At 71.9% G+C, this 15,202-nt stretch carries 13 protein-coding genes; 9 read left to right on the top strand and 4 right to left on the bottom strand.

Features of this window, described 5'->3' with window-relative positions; genetic code table 11:
- Positions 1 to 5: 5 nt before the first annotated feature.
- Positions 6 to 560: a winged helix-turn-helix domain-containing protein gene (locus tag BLQ67_RS03435; protein ID WP_092506754.1), complete on the bottom strand. Its 555-nt coding sequence runs from the start codon at positions 558 to 560 to the stop codon at positions 6 to 8.
- Between the two features lie 66 nt (positions 561 to 626).
- On the opposite strand from BLQ67_RS03435, the gene BLQ67_RS03430 reads away from it, so the two are divergent.
- From BLQ67_RS03430 to BLQ67_RS03395, 8 genes are all read left to right on the top strand, one after another.
- Positions 627 to 1,913, top strand: coding sequence for an MFS transporter (locus BLQ67_RS03430; RefSeq protein WP_157674648.1), 1,287 nt, complete (start codon positions 627 to 629; stop codon positions 1,911 to 1,913).
- A 49-nt stretch (positions 1,914 to 1,962) separates the two neighbouring features.
- Positions 1,963 to 2,643 carry an MtrAB system response regulator MtrA gene (gene mtrA, locus BLQ67_RS03425; protein WP_092502462.1) on the top strand — a complete coding sequence of 227 codons (681 nt, stop codon included), beginning with the start codon at positions 1,963 to 1,965 and terminating at the stop codon, positions 2,641 to 2,643.
- A gap of 8 nt (positions 2,644 to 2,651) precedes the next feature.
- Positions 2,652 to 4,256, top strand: a complete 1,605-nt coding sequence (mtrB, locus tag BLQ67_RS03420; protein WP_092502460.1) for an MtrAB system histidine kinase MtrB — start codon at positions 2,652 to 2,654, stop codon at positions 4,254 to 4,256.
- A 2-nt stretch (positions 4,257 to 4,258) separates the two neighbouring features.
- Entirely contained in the window at positions 4,259 to 5,908 is a 1,650-nt protein-coding gene (locus BLQ67_RS03415) for an LpqB family beta-propeller domain-containing protein (RefSeq protein WP_092502458.1), read from the top strand.
- A gap of 105 nt (positions 5,909 to 6,013) precedes the next feature.
- Positions 6,014 to 6,637, top strand: a complete 624-nt coding sequence (locus tag BLQ67_RS03410; RefSeq protein ID WP_092502456.1) for a ComF family protein — start codon at positions 6,014 to 6,016, stop codon at positions 6,635 to 6,637.
- A gap of 112 nt (positions 6,638 to 6,749) precedes the next feature.
- Complete coding sequence (gene hpf / locus BLQ67_RS03405) at positions 6,750 to 7,382, top strand: ribosome hibernation-promoting factor, HPF/YfiA family (RefSeq protein ID WP_092502454.1); 633 nt, start codon at positions 6,750 to 6,752, stop codon at positions 7,380 to 7,382.
- A 128-nt stretch (positions 7,383 to 7,510) separates the two neighbouring features.
- Complete coding sequence (gene secA, locus BLQ67_RS03400; RefSeq protein WP_092502452.1) at positions 7,511 to 10,378, top strand: preprotein translocase subunit SecA; 2,868 nt, start codon at positions 7,511 to 7,513, stop codon at positions 10,376 to 10,378.
- 1 nt (position 10,379) lies between these two features.
- A complete protein-coding gene (locus BLQ67_RS03395) occupies positions 10,380 to 10,856 on the top strand; it encodes an FBP domain-containing protein (RefSeq protein WP_157674646.1) in 477 nt (158 codons plus the stop codon).
- Positions 10,857 to 10,887: 31 nt separating this feature from the next.
- On the opposite strand, the gene BLQ67_RS03390 is transcribed toward BLQ67_RS03395, so the two are convergent.
- Positions 10,888 to 11,994 carry a trypsin-like serine peptidase gene (locus BLQ67_RS03390; protein ID WP_092502448.1) on the bottom strand — a complete coding sequence of 369 codons (1,107 nt, stop codon included), beginning with the start codon at positions 11,992 to 11,994 and terminating at the stop codon, positions 10,888 to 10,890.
- 99 nt (positions 11,995 to 12,093) lie between these two features.
- On the bottom strand, positions 12,094 to 12,840 hold the full coding sequence (gene trhA / locus BLQ67_RS03385) for a PAQR family membrane homeostasis protein TrhA (protein WP_092502446.1): 747 nt from the start codon (positions 12,838 to 12,840) through the stop codon (positions 12,094 to 12,096).
- Between the two features lie 72 nt (positions 12,841 to 12,912).
- Between trhA and uppS the strand changes: the two genes are divergently transcribed.
- Positions 12,913 to 13,683, top strand: coding sequence for a polyprenyl diphosphate synthase (gene uppS / locus BLQ67_RS03380; RefSeq protein ID WP_092502444.1), 771 nt, complete (start codon positions 12,913 to 12,915; stop codon positions 13,681 to 13,683).
- Positions 13,684 to 13,696: 13 nt separating this feature from the next.
- On the opposite strand, the gene BLQ67_RS03375 is transcribed toward uppS, so the two are convergent.
- Entirely contained in the window at positions 13,697 to 15,034 is a 1,338-nt protein-coding gene (locus tag BLQ67_RS03375; protein WP_092502442.1) for an HNH endonuclease signature motif containing protein, read from the bottom strand.
- Positions 15,035 to 15,202: the final 168 nt, after the last annotated feature.

Raw genomic sequence — 15,202 nt, 5'->3', positions numbered from 1 at the left:
ACCGCTCAGTCCTCCCGCGCCGGCCCGTCCTGCTGCCGGTCGGGGTGGATGGCCATGAACACGCCCCACGAGGTGCGCTCGACGTCGGGCTCGGCCTCGCGGCGGGCCATGAGGTCCTTGACGATCTCCTCGGTGCGCCGCCAGTACTCGTGCAGCTCGTCCTGCGAGAGGCGCAGACCGGCGCGCATGATGCTGACGTCGTCGGGGCGCAGCCCCTCGATCTCCTCGAGGAAGGTGCGCACGAGCACGTCCGATGACGACGTCTGCTCGTCCTCCGTCCACGTGAGCCGCGTCGCGAGGTAGGGGATCTCGCGGGCGCCGCGCGTGCCGCGGCGCGGCTCCTGCGGTGCGAGGTAGCCGGCGTCGACGAGCGTGCGCACGTGGTGCAGCATCGTCGCGGGGTTGCGGCCCAGCAGCTCGGCGAGCTCGCGGTTCGTGCGCGGCTCGTGGAGGCACAGGCGCAGGATGCGCCAGCGGATGGGGGAGCCGAGCGCCTTCGCGCGCGCCTCGAGCGAGGCATGCGCCGCTGCGGGGACGGGCGTCGTGCTCGGCTCGCTCACGACCCCATCGTGGCAGATCGCGGCGAGTCATTGGGAAAACCCAATCGGTGTGTCATCATCGACGACATGAGACGCAGCGTGTGGAGGCAGCCGGGATTCGCGCTGCTGTGGGCGGGCGAGGGCACGAGCCAGCTCGGTGCGCAGCTCGCGGGCATCGCCATGCCGATCATCGCCGTCACGATGCTGCGCGCGACCGACGCCGAGATGGGCTACCTCAACGCCGCGCAGACGGCTGCGTTCCTGATCGTCGGCCTCCCGGCGGGCGCCTGGCTCGACCGCATGCGCAAGCGGCACGTCATGATCGCCGCCGACCTCGTGCGCGCCGCAGCGGTCGCCGTCATCCCGCTGCTGGCGATCCTCGGCCACCTCGAGATCTGGCACCTCGTCGTCGTGGGCGCGATCGTGGGCATCGCGACGGTGTTCTTCGACGTCGGCTACCAGTCGTTCGTGCCCGTGCTCGTCGACGACGACCACGTGGGCGACGCCAACGGCGTGCTCGAGGCCACGGCGCAGACCATGCGCCTCGGCGGCCCGGCCGTCGCCGGCGGCCTGCTCGGCCTCCTCGCCGCCCCCGTCGTCCTGCTCGCCAACGTCGCGGGCTTCCTCGTCTCGGCCCTCGCGCTCTCGGGCATCCGCGACGGCGAGGTCGTGCGCCCCAAGCACGAGCACCGCAACCTCTTCGTCGAGATCGGCGAGGGCATCCGCTTCGTCGCAGGCAACGACCTGCTGCGCCGCGTCGTCGCGACCGTCGCGCTGTCGAACCTCGGCTCGTTCATCGTCTACACGCTGCTGCCGATCGCGATCCTGCGCATCCTCGGCATCGACGCCTTCCTCTTCGGCGTCATCATGTCGGTCGGCGCCATCGGCGGCCTCGCTGGCTCGCTGCTCGCGACGCGCATCGCGCGAGCGATCGGCGAGGGCCCGGCCATCACGTGGTCGACCGTCGTGTTCGCGGCGTCGGCGTCGCTGCTGCCGCTGTCGGTGCTCGTGCCCGACGCCGCCGTCGTGCTGCTCATGGTGGGCGAGGCGATCTTCGGCTTCACCGTGCTCGTCTTCAACATCGTGCAGGTCACCGCGCGCCAGCGGCTGTGCCCCAAGCCGCTGCTCGGCCGCATGAACGCGTCCATCCGCACCGTCGTCTGGGGCGTCATGCCGATCGGCGCCCTCGTCGCGGGCGGCCTCGGCACGGCGCTCGGCACCGTCGAGGCCATGTGGATCGGCGTCGCCGTGGGCGCGCTCGCGATCCCGCCGTTCCTGCTCAGCCGATTCCGCACGATGCGGGCCCTGCCGACGCGCCTGGCGGATGCGCAGGAGCAGCCCGCCGAGGTCGCATCGGACGACGCCGCGCGGTGAGCGGACGCTGAGGCTCGCTCGGGTATCGTGGCCCGGCGAGAGGAGCCCGATGCCCACGATCCTGGTCGTCGACGACGACACCGCCCTGGCGGAGATGATCGGCATCGTGCTGCGTGCCGAGGGCTTCGACCTCGAGTTCTGCCCAGACGGCATCGACGCGCTCGACCGGTTCCGCACCGTGCAGCCTGACCTCGTGCTGCTCGACCTCATGCTGCCTGGCCTCGACGGCATCCAGATCTGCCAGCTCATCCGCGCCGAGTCGGGCACGCCCATCATCATGCTCACCGCGAAGGGCGAGACGACCGACGTCGTGCGCGGCCTCGAGGCCGGCGCCGACGACTACATCGTCAAGCCGTTCAACCCCAAGGAGCTCGTCGCGCGCATCCGCACGCGCCTGCGTCCCGGTCGCGAGCCCGAGCAGACGACGCTGCAGGTCTCCGACCTCACGATCGACGTGCCCGGCCACGAGGTGCGCCGGGGCGTCGACCGCATCCAGCTCACGCCGCTCGAGTTCGACCTGCTCGTGACGCTCGCGTCGAAGCCCGCGCAGGTCTTCAGCCGCGAGATGCTGCTCGAGCAGGTGTGGGGCTACCAGTACAAGGCCGACACGCGCCTCGTGAACGTGCACGTGCAGCGCCTGCGCTCGAAGGTCGAGCTCGACCCCGAAGAGCCGCGCGTCGTGACGACCGTGCGCGGCGTCGGCTACCGCGCCGGCGCGGTCGCAGCCTAGGCACGCGCATGCAGGCGGTGGGGCGCTCGCTGCCGCAGCGCATCGCCGCCTCGTGGCGGCAGTCGCTGCAGCTGCGCATCGTCGCGACGAGCGTGCTGCTGTCGTTGCTCGCGATGGCGGTCGTCGGCGGCTACATGTCCATCTCGATCGGCGCGAGCATCTTCGAGCAGCGACGCGACGAGGCTCTGCTCGAGTCGGTGCGCGCGACGGAGGCGGCGCAGCAGGTGTTCACGGATGCGGCGGGCTCGTCGACGACGGCCGAGCTCGCGCAGCTGCAGGAGAGCGCCCTGCAGTCGGCTGCCGGCTTCATCTCGAACCCGGCGCTCGCGGCCTACGCCATGCTGCGCACGACCGACCAGGCGCAGTCGGCGGTCGACCTGGGCGACACGCGCGTGCGCGGCTTCGACGACTCGCTGCTCACGGCCGAGCTGCAGGAGCGCGTCGCCGCCTCCGACGGCGAGCCGTACTACCAGTCGGTGCGGCTCACGACGCCCGACGGCACGGCGCCGGGCCTCATCGTGGGCACGCTGCTCGAGGTGCCGAGCGCCGGCCAGTACGAGTTCTACATCGTGCACAGCCTCGAGGAGGCGCAGGAGACGCTGCAGCGCATGCAGACGACCATGGTCATCGGCGGCGTCGCGCTGCTGGCGCTCGTGGCGCTCGTGACGCTCGTCGTCGTGCGCATGGTCGTGGCGCCGGTGGAGCAGGCGGCGGCGACGAGCGCGAAGCTCGCGAGCGGCAGGCTCGACGAGCGCATGGCGGTGCGCGGCGACGACGTGCTCGCGCGCCTCGGCAGATCGTTCAACCACATGGCCGACTCGATGTCGTCGCAGATCACGCGGCTCGGGGCGCTGTCGACCCTGCAGCAGCGGTTCGTGTCCGACGTGAGCCACGAGCTGCGCACGCCGCTCACGACCATCCGCCTCGCGGGCGACGTGCTGTACGACCGCCGCGACAGCCTCGACCCCGTCGCGGCGCGCACGGCCGAGCTGCTGCACACGCAGATCGACCGCTTCGAGGTCATGCTCTCGGACCTGCTCGAGATGTCGCGCTTCGACGCGGGCGCCGCGACGCTCGAGATCGAGCCGACGAACGTCGTGCGGCTCGCGGAGTCGGAGATCGAGTCGGTGCGCCTGCTCGCCGAGGAGCGCGGCTCGGCCGTGCGGCTCGTCGCGCCCGGCGGCCACTTCGACGCAGAGGTCGACCCGCGCCGCATGCGCCGCATCCTGCAGAACCTGCTCGGCAACGCCATCGACCACGGCGAGGGGCGCCCGATCACCGTGACGGTCGACTCGAACCACGACGCCGTGGCGATCGCGGTGCGCGACCACGGCGTCGGCATGACGGCCGAGGAGGCCGGCCGCGTCTTCGACCGGTTCTGGCGCGCCGACCCGTCGCGCCAGCGGCGCACGGGCGGCACGGGCCTCGGCCTCGCGATCAGCCAGGAGGACGCCGTGCTGCACGGCGGCGTGCTCGACGTGTGGTCGCGCGTCGGCGAGGGCACGGCGTTCCGCCTCACGATCCCGCGCGGCGGCGCGCTCGACGCGGCGTCGCCCATCGCGCTGCCGCCGGAGGACACGGGCGCCATCGAGATCGTGGAGGGTCGGTCGTGAGGATGCGGAAGGCGCTCGTCGCGTGCGCGGCGACGCTCGCGCTCGTCGGATGCGTGGGCCTGCCCGACTCGGGGCCCGTGTCGGCGGGCGAGGTGCAGGAGGGCACGGGCCTCGGCGACGTCGAGTTCATCGCCGAGGGGCCGACGCCCGGGGCGTCGCAGGAGGAGATCGTGCAGGGCTTCCTGCAGGCGGCGCTCAGCCCCGCCGACGACTTCTCGATCGCGCGCGACTACCTCGCCGACGGCGTGGACTGGGATCCGCTCGCGAGCGTCGCGCTGCGCTCCGGCCAGCCCGAGCTCACGTCGACCGACGCGGCGACGGTCGAGGCGACGCTCGACGTCGTCGGCTCGGTCGACGAGCACGGCACGTTCACGACGCTCGCCGACGACTCCGCGCGGCGCACGTTCGTGCTCATCGAGGAGCGCGGGGAGTGGCGCATCGCCGACGCGCCCGACGGCCTCGTGCTGTCGCGCTACAGCTTCGAGCGACTCTTCGACGCGCAGTCGCTCGCGTGGTTCGCCGACGACCGTGCGACGTTCGTGCCCGACGTGCGCTGGTTCCCGCGCTCGAGCGACGACCTGCCGGCGGCGATCGTCGACGCGGCGCTCGCGGGGCCTGTCGCGTGGCTCGCGCCCGCGGTGTTCACGGCGGCGGATGCCGACGCGGTGCGCGTGGGCGACGTCGTGATCGACGACGAGGTCGCCGAGGTGACGGTGTCGTTCGAGCAGGTGCAGGAGTCGTCGAGCGACGAGCTGAGCATGCTCGCGCTGCAGCTGCAGCAGTCGATGGTGCGCCTGGGCATCACCGAGGTCATCGTGGGCGTCGACGGCATCGACGGCTACTCGGCGACGTCGCGCGACGCCCCGCAGGCCTCGATGCCCGCCGTCGACGCGCGACCCATCGTGCTCGCGGGCGGAGAGCTGGCGTACGTGGGTCAGGGCGCGGCGCTCGACGCCGACCTCGGCATCGACCTCGCGGCGGCCGAGGCGACGTCGGTGACGGTGCGCGACGACGACGGCCTCGCGGTGGCGCTCGCGTCGGGGCAGGTGCTGCGGCTGTCGCCGGGCGCCGCCCCCGTCGTGCTCGACACGGGCGTCACGGTCGCGCCATCGCTCGACCGCGCCGGCTGGGCGTGGTGGGTGCCGGATGCGGCCACGCAGGCGATCGTCGTGAGCGACGGCCAGCGCGAGATCGTGCTGGGCCTGCCCGACCTGCAGGGCACGATCCGCGACGTCGAGGTGTCGCGCGACGGCGCCCGCATCGCGATCGTCACCGAGCTGTCGGGCGGCACGGCCGCATGGGTCGCGGGCATCGTGCGCGAGGACGGCGTGCCGGTGAGCGTCGCGCCGCCGCAGCGCATGCCGCAGGTCACGGGCTCGGCGGTCGACGTCGCGTGGGCGACGGGCACGGCGGTCGCGGTGCTCACGTCGACGCAGGACGGCGGGCAGCAGCTCGTGCTGCTCACGGTCGGCGGCGCGACGCAGCAGCTGGCGACGCCGCAGGACGCGATCACGCAGCTGTCGGGCGGCATCGGCGCCTCGGCGGTGCTGCGCGCGCGGTCGGCGGTGGGGGAGCTGCTCGTGCTGCGTGCGGGGCAGTGGCAGGCGTCGAGCGACGTCGCCGACGTGCAGCTGGTGGCGACGCAGATCTGACGCGGCCCGCGTCACGCGGCGCGCGCGGGCTCCCCAGATCGCGGCGCACGCCATCCATCCGCAGACGACGCGGCGGCGACGACGGATGCGGGCACGCTGGCGGGCATGCACCAGGCGATCCGCGAGGCCCTCGGCGTGCTGTGGCCGCGCGAGTGCGCGGGCTGCGGTGCCCCCGACCACGGCGTCTGCGGCGCGTGCGCGGCCGCGTTCGGGGCGACGCACGTCGAGCACCGCGGCGGCGTGCAGGTGGCGTGGGCGGCGACGTACGACGGCGCCGCGCGCGCCGTGGTGCTCGCGGCGAAGGAGGAGGGGCGGGGCTCGGCGACGCGGCTGCTCGCGGCGACGCTGCGCCGCCTCGTCGACGAGGTCGCGTCCGCCGAGCCCGACACGCCGCTCGCGGTGCTCGTGCCTGCGAGCCGCGAGGGCACGCGGCGGCGCGGATTCGTGCCCGTGCGCGTGCTCGCGTGCCGGGCCGGGATGCGCTGGATCGAGCTCGCGCAGGTCGCCGACGGGCAGCAGAAGCGGCAGGGCCGCGAGGCGCGCCTGCACAGGGCCGCGCTCCGCGTCAGGACGCGCGACGCGCCGAGGATCGACGGTGCGCGCGTCGTGGTGATCGACGACGTCGCGACGACGGGTGCGACGCTGCGCGAGGCCGTCGCCGGCGCCCGCGCGGCCGGGGCGCACGTCGTCGCTGCCGTCGTCGTCGCACGCGTGCCGCGTCATGGCTGATGCATGGATGCCGGCTCGACACGAGCCGGGTGCGTGCAGATAGGCTGACCGGCACCCAAGGCGCATCCGCCACCGACCCGGGGCGGATCGCCCAATCAGGTTGGAGGTCACCGTGGACGTCGAGATCACCGCCCGAGGGGCTCGCATCACCGATCGCTTCGAGGCGTACGCCGAGGAGAAGCTCGAGAAGATCGGTCTGCTGCTGCCCCGTGCCACCTCGATCGCGATGCGCGTGTCGCGGCATGCCGATCCGAACGCCACCGCTGGTGGCCGCGTCGAGATCACCGTGCTCGTGCCCGGCAGCGTGATCCGCTCCGAGGCCGAAGGTCCCGACAAGTACATCGCGTTCGACGCGGCGTTCCACAAGCTCATGGAGCGGGCGCGCCGCATCCACGACAAGCGCACCGACCGCAGCGTGCGACGCGCGTCGCTGCGCGACGTCGCCGTCGGCACGGGAGGGCTCGACGTCACGCCCGCCTCCGTGTCCGTGCTCGAGGCAGTCGCGACCGGCGAGGTGCCGATCGTCGACGACGAGCAGGAGTGGTCGCCCGTCGTCATCCGCCGCAAGCAGTTCCCGTCGAAGCGCATGACGACGCGGCAGGCCGTCGACCAGATGGAGCTCGTCGGCCACCCGTTCTACCTCTTCGTCGACGCGGAGACCGACCAGTGCGCGGTGGTCTACCGCCGCAAGGGCTGGTCGTACGGCGTCATCACGCTCGAGGGCGAGACGACCGACCTCGACTGAGGCCGATCGCGCACCGGCGCCGGCGTTCCGCCCAGGGCGGACGCCGGCGCCCGTGCGTCCAGACCGAGCGGGGTAGCATGGACCCTCGGTTATCGAACCGTTACATCCACCGAACGGGAGAGACATCCGTGGCGAACGTCTTCGAGCGAGTCCTGCGCGCAGGCGAGGGAAGGATCCTGCGACGCCTCGAGCGGCTCGCGAAGGACGTCGATGCCCTCGAGTCGGGATTCGCGGACCTCACCGACGAGGAGCTCGCGGAGGAGACCACCGAGTTCCGTGAGCGCTTCGCGCTCGGCGAGTCCCTCGACTCGATGCTGCCGGAGGCCTTCGCGGCCGTGCGCGAGGCTGCGAGCCGCACGCTCGGCATGCGTCCCTACCCCGTACAGATCATGGGCGCGGCAGCCCTGCACCTCGGCAACATCGCCGAGATGAAGACCGGTGAGGGCAAGACCCTCGTCGCCGTCGTCGCCGCCTACCTCAACGCCATTCCCGGCACGGGCGTGCACGTCGTCACGGTCAACGACTACCTCGCGAGCTACCAGGCCGAGCTCATGGGCCGCGTGCTGCGCGCGCTCGGCATGACGACCGGCTGCATCGTCGCGGGCCAGACGCCCGACGTGCGCCGCGAGCAGTACGCCGCCGACGTCACGTACGGCACGAACAACGAGTTCGGCTTCGACTACCTGCGCGACAACATGGCGCACCAGAAGGAGGCGATGGTGCAGCGCGGCCACGCCTTCGTCATCGTCGACGAGGTCGACTCGATCCTCATCGACGAGGCGCGCACGCCGCTCATCATCTCCGGCCCCGCCGCCGGCGAGGCCAACAAGTGGTTCGGCGAGTTCGCCCGCATCGTCAAGCGCCTCAAGCCCGAGGTCGACTACGAGGTCGACGAGAAGAAGCGCACCGTCGGCGTGCTCGAGCCCGGCATCGAGCGCGTCGAGGACACGCTCGGCATCGACAGCCTCTACGAGTCGGCGAACACGCCGCTCATCTCGTTCCTCAACACGGCCCTCAAGGCGAAGGCGCTGTTCAAGAAGGACACCGACTACGTCGTGCTGAACGGCGAGGTGCTCATCGTCGACGAGCACACGGGCCGCATCATGCAGGGCCGCCGCTTCAACGAGGGCATCCACCAGGCGATCGAGGCGAAGGAGGGGGTGCAGATCAAGGCCGAGAACCAGACGGTCGCGACGGTCACCCTGCAGAACTACTTCCGCCTCTACGACAAGCTCTCGGGCATGACCGGCACGGCCGAGACCGAGGCCGCCGAGTTCATGTCGACCTACAAGCTCGGCGTCGTGCCCATCCCGACGAACAAGCCGATGTCGCGCAAGGACAACGCCGACCTCGTGTACGCGACGGTCGAGGGCAAGTTCCGCCACGTCGTCGACGACATCGTCGAGCGCCACGAGGCCGGCCAGCCGGTGCTCGTCGGCACGACGAGCGTCGAGAAGAGCGAGTACCTCTCGACGCAGCTGAAGAAGCGCGGTGTGAAGCACGAGGTGCTCAATGCCAAGAACCACGCGCGCGAGGCTGCGATCGTGGCGCAGGCCGGCCGCGTCGGCGCCGTGACGGTCGCCACGAACATGGCCGGTCGAGGCACCGACATCATGCTCGGCGGCAACGCCGAGCACCTCGCCGTGCAGGCGATGGAGGAGCGCGGGCTGAGCCCCGTCGAGACGCCTGACGAGTACGAGGCCGTCTGGGACGAGGTCTTCGAGCAGGTCAAGGCCGAGGTCGCCGACGAGGCCGAGAAGGTGCTCGAGGTCGGTGGCCTCTACGTGCTCGGCACCGAGCGCCACGAGTCGCGCCGCATCGACAACCAGCTGCGCGGCCGCTCCGGCCGTCAGGGCGACCCGGGCGAGAGCCGCTTCTACCTGTCGATGCAGGACGACCTCATGCGCCTGTTCGGCGGGCCCGTCGCGCAGCGCTTCCTGTCGATCGGCGCCGACGAGGACGACGACGTGCCCCTCGAGTCGAAGGTGTTCTCGCGCGCGATCCGCTCGGCGCAGGGCCAGATCGAGGCGCGCAACGCCGAGATGCGCAAGAACGTCCTCAAGTACGACGACGTCATGAACCGCCAGCGCGAGTCGATCTACGCCGACCGCAGGCACATCCTCGACGGCGACGACCTGCAGGACCGCGTGCAGGGCTTCCTGCAGACGGCGATCAAGGAGCTCGTCGACGAGCACACCGCCGCCGGCCACGCCGACGACTGGGACCTCGAGGCGCTCTGGACCGAGGTGCGCACGATGTACCCGGTGGGCATCACGATCGACGAGGTCGTGGCCGAGGCCGGCCCGCGCCTCACGTCGTCGTTCATCGCCGACGAGCTGCTGTCGGATGCGCGCCTGGCCTACGGCCGCCGCGAGGATGCGCTCACCGAGGCTGCCATGCGCATGCTCGAGCGCCGCGTCGTGCTGAGCGTCATCGACCGCAAGTGGCGCGACCACCTGTACGAGATGGACTACCTGCGCGAGGGCATCGGCCTGCGCTCGATGGCGCAGCGCGACCCGGTCATCGAGTACCAGAACGAGGGCTTCACGCTCTACCAGCAGATGATGGCGGCGATCCGCGAGGAGTCGGTCGGCTTCCTGTTCAACCTCGACGTCAAGGTGCAGCAGGGCAACGCCGGCACGCCGACGGCCGTCGAGGGCGGCGGGCTCGACGAGGCCGAGGACGACCAGTCGAAGCTCACGTACTCGGCACCCGACGAGGACGGCGAGGTCGCCGTCTCCGACCAGAAGGGCCGCACGCTGCAGGGCGCGACGAACCTGGCGAAGCAGAAGTCCGGCAACCCCGCGACCGCTGCGGCAGCGCAGGCGCAGGGCCAGTCGCGACAGCAGCGCCGTCAGGCGCCGAAGGCGCAGCCCGTGCGTCCGCAGCCTGCGCAGAAGGGCGCGTTCGGCCAGTCCGAGCCTGCCGAGGGTGGCACGCCGACGCCGCCGAGCGGCAACCGGCAGCAGCGACGGACGCAGGGCAAGAAGCGCTGACGTGCGGCCTCTGACGGAGGAGCAGATCCGGTCGTCGTTCGTGAACGCGACCGAGCAGCAGCTCGCGCATCTGTCGATGCCGGGCCTGCACGAGACGATCTGGGAGGAGCGCGAGTACCTGGGCTGGCGCAGCCCGCACTCGGCCCACCTCGGCTACATCGTGCAGTGGCTCGGCGGCGAGCCCGTGGGCATCGTCGTGCGCTCGTCGACCGCCACGCTGCGCCCGGGCATCGCGGCGATGTGCACGCTGTGCCACTCGACGCAGCCCGCGACGCAGGTGCGGCTCTTCACGGCGCCGCGCGCCGGCGAGAAGGGGCGTGCGGGCGACTCCCTCGGCACGTACATCTGCGAGTCGCTGTCGTGCTCGCACTCGATCCGCATCGTGCCGCCGTACATGGCGAGCCAGTCGCGCATCCAGGAGCGCGGCGAGGCGATGCTCGAGCGACTCGGCGCGTTCACGCGCCGCGTCATGGCCTGACGGCGCCGACGCGAGCGCGGTGCGGCCGGGCTCAGCCGCCCGACTGCAGCTGCACGAGCCCGTTGTAGGCCGTGACGCCGAGCGGCGGGCCGTACCCGTCGGAGCCCGCCCCGTTCGAGTAGACGGCGACGATGAGGCCTGCGCCCGTCGCGGGGTCGACGTTCGACACCCATCCGCTGCCCGACGCTCCCGAGCCCATGATGCAGTCGACGCCGAGGTTCGGGTCGCCGCCGACGCCGTACGTGATCGTCGAGTCGGAGCAGTAGCGCTGCACCTCGGCGTCGAACGGGGCGGGGTCGCCGGGGTAGCCGGCGAAGACGATGCCGTTCGTCTCGGCCTGGAAGCTCACGCCCTGGCCGCCGACGACGTCCTCGATCTCCTGGCCCTGCTCGTTGGGCGCCATGCGCATGAACGCGAAGTCGAAGCCCATCCAGCCGTTGTCGTCCTGGCCGTCGAGCCACCGGTCGTTCGCGGTGATGTACTGCTGCGGGTACCACCAGTCCTCGGCCTGCCAGACGCCGAAGGGCGCCGCGCCGTCGTCGTACGCGGGCGTGAAGGTGATGGAGGCCATCTCGCTGCGGGTGTCGTCGCTGAAGACGCAGTGCGCGGCCGTGATGACGATGTCCTGCGTCTCGCCGTTGATGACGGTGCCCGAGCACGTGTACTGGCCGCCCTCGTCGTCGGTCATGTCGAGGCGGCCGACGGTCGACTGCATGAGGTCGCCCGTGAGCGAAGGGGCGACGTCGGGCAGGTACTCGTCGCCGTCGATCGTGTCGGGCAGGCCCGCCTGCGACTGCACGAGTGGCGTGCCGCGCGTGGGCTGCAGGATGACGTCGGTCGCGGCGTCGGGGGAGTAGCCGGCGCTCGTGATGGGGCTCTCGCCCGCGTAGTAGGCGCCGACGTCCTCGGGCGTGGGATCGCTGTCGGCGATGGGCTCGTCGGGCTGCACGAACTGGCTGGGGTCGACGGTCTCGGTCGGCTCGGCCGTCTGCGTGGGCTGCGGCTGCGGCTGCTGCGTCGTCGGCTGCGGCAGCGGCTGCGGCTGCACGATGGGCGGCGGCAGGATGATGCAGCCGCTGAGGGCGAGCACGGCGGCGCTCGCGACGACGATGGCGCGCACCCGACGAGGCGTGGTCATGGGACTCCCATCCGAGACGGACGGATGCATCGTACGTCCGCGCGCTCGGGAGGGTGCCGGATGCGGGGTGCGCGCGTGCTGCGCGTCACCCCTCGCGGGTCAGATCGCGACGAGCAGGATCGCCGTCCAGTGGCACAGGAAGGCCACGACGGTGCACGCGTGGAAAAGCTCGTGGAAGCCGAAGTGGCCGGGCACGGGGTTGGGGCGCTTGAGCCCGTAGAAGACGGCGCCGACGGTGTAGGCGAGGCCGCCGACGGCGATGAGGATCGCGGTGGCGGGGCTCACGCCGTAGATGGCGGGCAGGTAGGCGACGGCGGCCCAGCCGAGCGCGACGTACAGCGGCACGTAGAGCCAGCGCGGCGCCGTGACCCACAGCACCCGGAAGGCGATGCCGAGCGCGGCGCCGCCCCAGACGATCGAGAGCAGGATCGTCGCCTGCTCGGTCGAGAGCGTGAGCACCGCGAGCGGCGTGTACGTGCCCGCGATGAGCAGGAAGATGTTCGAGTGGTCGAGGCGCTTGAGCGTCATGCGCACCCGGTCGCTCCAGTGGAAGCGGTGGTACGTCGCGGAGACGCCGAAGAGCAGCAGGCTCGTCGTCATGAAGATCGCCGACGCGACCTTGCCGCCCGTCGTGTCGGCGAGCGCGATGAGCACGATGCCGGCGGCGAGCGCCAGGGGTGCGGTGACGAGGTGGATCCAGCCGCGCCACGACGGCTTCTCCTCGCGCGCAGATGCGGCGACGGCGTCGCCTGCGGCCTCGATGAGGGGGAGGTGCGGCAGCGACTCGGCCCCGGCATCGCTGGACGCGGGGGCCGCGTGGTCGCGGTGGGGCGAATCGATCTGCATGCCTTCAGTGTACGACGTACGCAATGCCGCGTCCATGATGGATGCGGCATCCATGGGGCATACATTGGGGAGGTGGCGACGAGACGAGGCGGGACGGGCATCCTGTACCGCGCGTACGAGCGTCGCCTGCGTCGTGAGCTCGCCGGCGCCCCCGTGCCGACGCACATCGCGATGATCATCGACGGCAACCGTCGCTGGGCTCGGCTCAACGCGCTCGACAGCGTGAGCCACGGCCACCGTGCGGGCGCCGCGAAGATGCACGAGTTCCTCGAGTGGTGCGACGAGCTCGGCGTCGAGGTCGTGACGCTCTACCTGCTGTCGCACGACAACCTCGCCAGCCGCGACGCCGACGAACTCGTCGAGCTGTGCGCGATCATCGCCGACCTCGCCGACGCGCTCTCGACCGGCACTGGCTGGCGCATCCGCCACGTCGGCTCGGCGTCGGCGCTGCCCGCCGACCTCGCCGCCTCCGTCGGCGCCGCCGTCGAGCGGTCGAGGGAGGCGCCGGGCATGCAGGTGAACCTCGCCGTCGGCTACGGCGGCAGGCACGAGGTCGTCGAGGCCATCCGCCGCATCCTCGAGAGCCACGATGGCACGACGCACGAGCTCGCGGAGCTGCTGAGCCCCGAGCTCATCGGCGAGCACCTCTACACGACGGGTCAGCCCGATCCCGACCTCGTGATCCGCACGTCGGGCGAGCAGCGCCTCAGCGACTTCATGCTGTGGCAGTCGGCGCGCAGCGAGCTGTACTTCATGGAGGCGCTCGGTCCCGACATGCGCGAGGTCGACTTCCTGCGCGCCGTGCGCGACTACGGGCAGCGCTCGCGTCGCTTCGGCCGCTGACGCCCAGGGCGCGTCAGAACGGCAGCGCAGCGTCGGGTGGGTCGGCGTCGGTCTCGTGCCGTTCGAGCACCTCGACGAATCGCGGTCCGACGGGTGGTGGTTGGTCGACGGAGTCGGCGCCGAGTGGTGATCGCCAGTGGAGGACACCGGGTGTCGGTTGGCTGACCGTCCAGGCGGTCGCGTGCTTGAGGGTGTGGTGTCGGCGGCAGAGGTGGGCGAGGTTGCCCAGCGAGGTGGTGCCGCCGTCCTCCCACGCGATGGTGTGGTCGGCGTCGTCGTCGCGCGCCTTGGCGCCGCAGCCGGGGAAGCGGCAGTGCTGGTCTCGGGCGCGCAGCAGCCGTCGCTGGGCTTCGGTCGGTGAGTACGTGTCGACCTCGACGACCGTGCCTCGGATCGGGTCGGTGAGGAGGCGCTGCCAGGTGGCGGCGACGCCGGCGAGGATGCGGGCGGTCTCCGCGTCGACAGGCTGGGCGCCGTCGAGGGCACCGGGTGCGGCGCTCGTGCCGGTGAGCGTCGTGACAGGCATCGTGACCTGCACGATCGGCGTGATGCCCGACAGCAGGCCGGCGTGCTCGATCTCCGCGCCACCCGGCGTGCGCTCGATGGTCGGCTGACCGGCGCCGGTCAGCAGCAGCTCGCAGAACGCATCCGCCTGCCACTGCTGCATCGACCGCGGGTCGTCCTTCGACTTCGCCTTCGCGCCGGCACGGAGGCGTGCCTGGATGCCGTGCGCGAGCACCGACGGGACGAGCGCGCCGATCCACGACATGCCGTCGTCGAGGTCGTCGCACGTCACCCGCCGATCCTCGCGGGCTGCCTTGTGGCGCTCGACGAGCGGCTCGGTGAGGTGCTTGTCGGCCTCGCGGCGGGCGACCTTCTTCACACGCGCTGGCGTGGTGGTCTCGGCGAGCGCGACCATCGCGGTCTCGAACTCGGCGCGCTGCTCGGGCGTGACGTCGGTGCGCGACAGCACGCCGCCGGCCTCGGTGATCGCCCGCACGTGACCGCGCCCGATGCGGCCGTCAGCGAACGCGTCGAGCACGACCGGCCAGGTCTCGACGAGGGTCATGGCGTCGCCGATCTGCCGTTCGACCGTGACGTCGGCGACGCGGGACTGGAGCCCGATCTCGGCGGCGACGGCGCGCATCTCCATCGCGATCCGCTCGCTCGACCGGCCACCGGAACGCTCGATCGCGAGGTGACCGAGCGACGCGAGCAGGCGGAACCGGTGCGCCTCGAAGGCCTGCATCCCGGCGTCGACGGCGGCGAGCTGCGAGAGCGCGTTGGCTTGGATGGCGTCGAGCGCGGCAGCGTCGGGACCGTGCCCGGTTGCCTCGATCTCCTGCGCCATGTCCTGACTCTGCCAGCAACCACTGACATCGATCGGGTCGGGTAGGGAGGGCGCGGTGCCCCTTTCGAGGCTCGCTCCGCTCGCACCTCAAGGAGCGGTTGGGGAGGCGGTCGAGGAAGGGGAGGGAGCCACCCACCAGCTGGTCGAGGAGCGCGCGAGCGCAGCGAG

The organism is Agrococcus jejuensis, assembly GCF_900099705.1.
Lineage (GTDB): Bacteria > Actinomycetota > Actinomycetes > Actinomycetales > Microbacteriaceae > Agrococcus > Agrococcus jejuensis.
Note: the sequence above shows the minus strand (reverse complement) of the source record. Positions and strands in the feature narration are given on the sequence as shown.

Excerpts from the sequence above, each read along its gene's own strand:
- BLQ67_RS03430 (WP_157674648.1), top strand. The coding sequence starts at position 627 with ATGAGACGCAGCGTGTGGAGGCAGCCGGGATTCGCGCTGCTGTGGGCG.
- mtrA (WP_092502462.1), top strand. The coding sequence starts at position 1,963 with ATGCCCACGATCCTGGTCGTCGACGACGACACCGCCCTGGCGGAGATG.
- mtrB (WP_092502460.1), top strand. The coding sequence starts at position 2,652 with ATGCAGGCGGTGGGGCGCTCGCTGCCGCAGCGCATCGCCGCCTCGTGG.
- BLQ67_RS03415 (WP_092502458.1), top strand. The coding sequence starts at position 4,259 with ATGCGGAAGGCGCTCGTCGCGTGCGCGGCGACGCTCGCGCTCGTCGGA.
- BLQ67_RS03410 (WP_092502456.1), top strand. The coding sequence starts at position 6,014 with ATGCACCAGGCGATCCGCGAGGCCCTCGGCGTGCTGTGGCCGCGCGAG.
- BLQ67_RS03390 (WP_092502448.1), bottom strand. The coding sequence starts at position 11,994 with ATGACCACGCCTCGTCGGGTGCGCGCCATCGTCGTCGCGAGCGCCGCC.
- trhA (WP_092502446.1), bottom strand. The coding sequence starts at position 12,840 with ATGCAGATCGATTCGCCCCACCGCGACCACGCGGCCCCCGCGTCCAGC.
- BLQ67_RS03375 (WP_092502442.1), bottom strand. The coding sequence starts at position 15,034 with ATGGCGCAGGAGATCGAGGCAACCGGGCACGGTCCCGACGCTGCCGCG.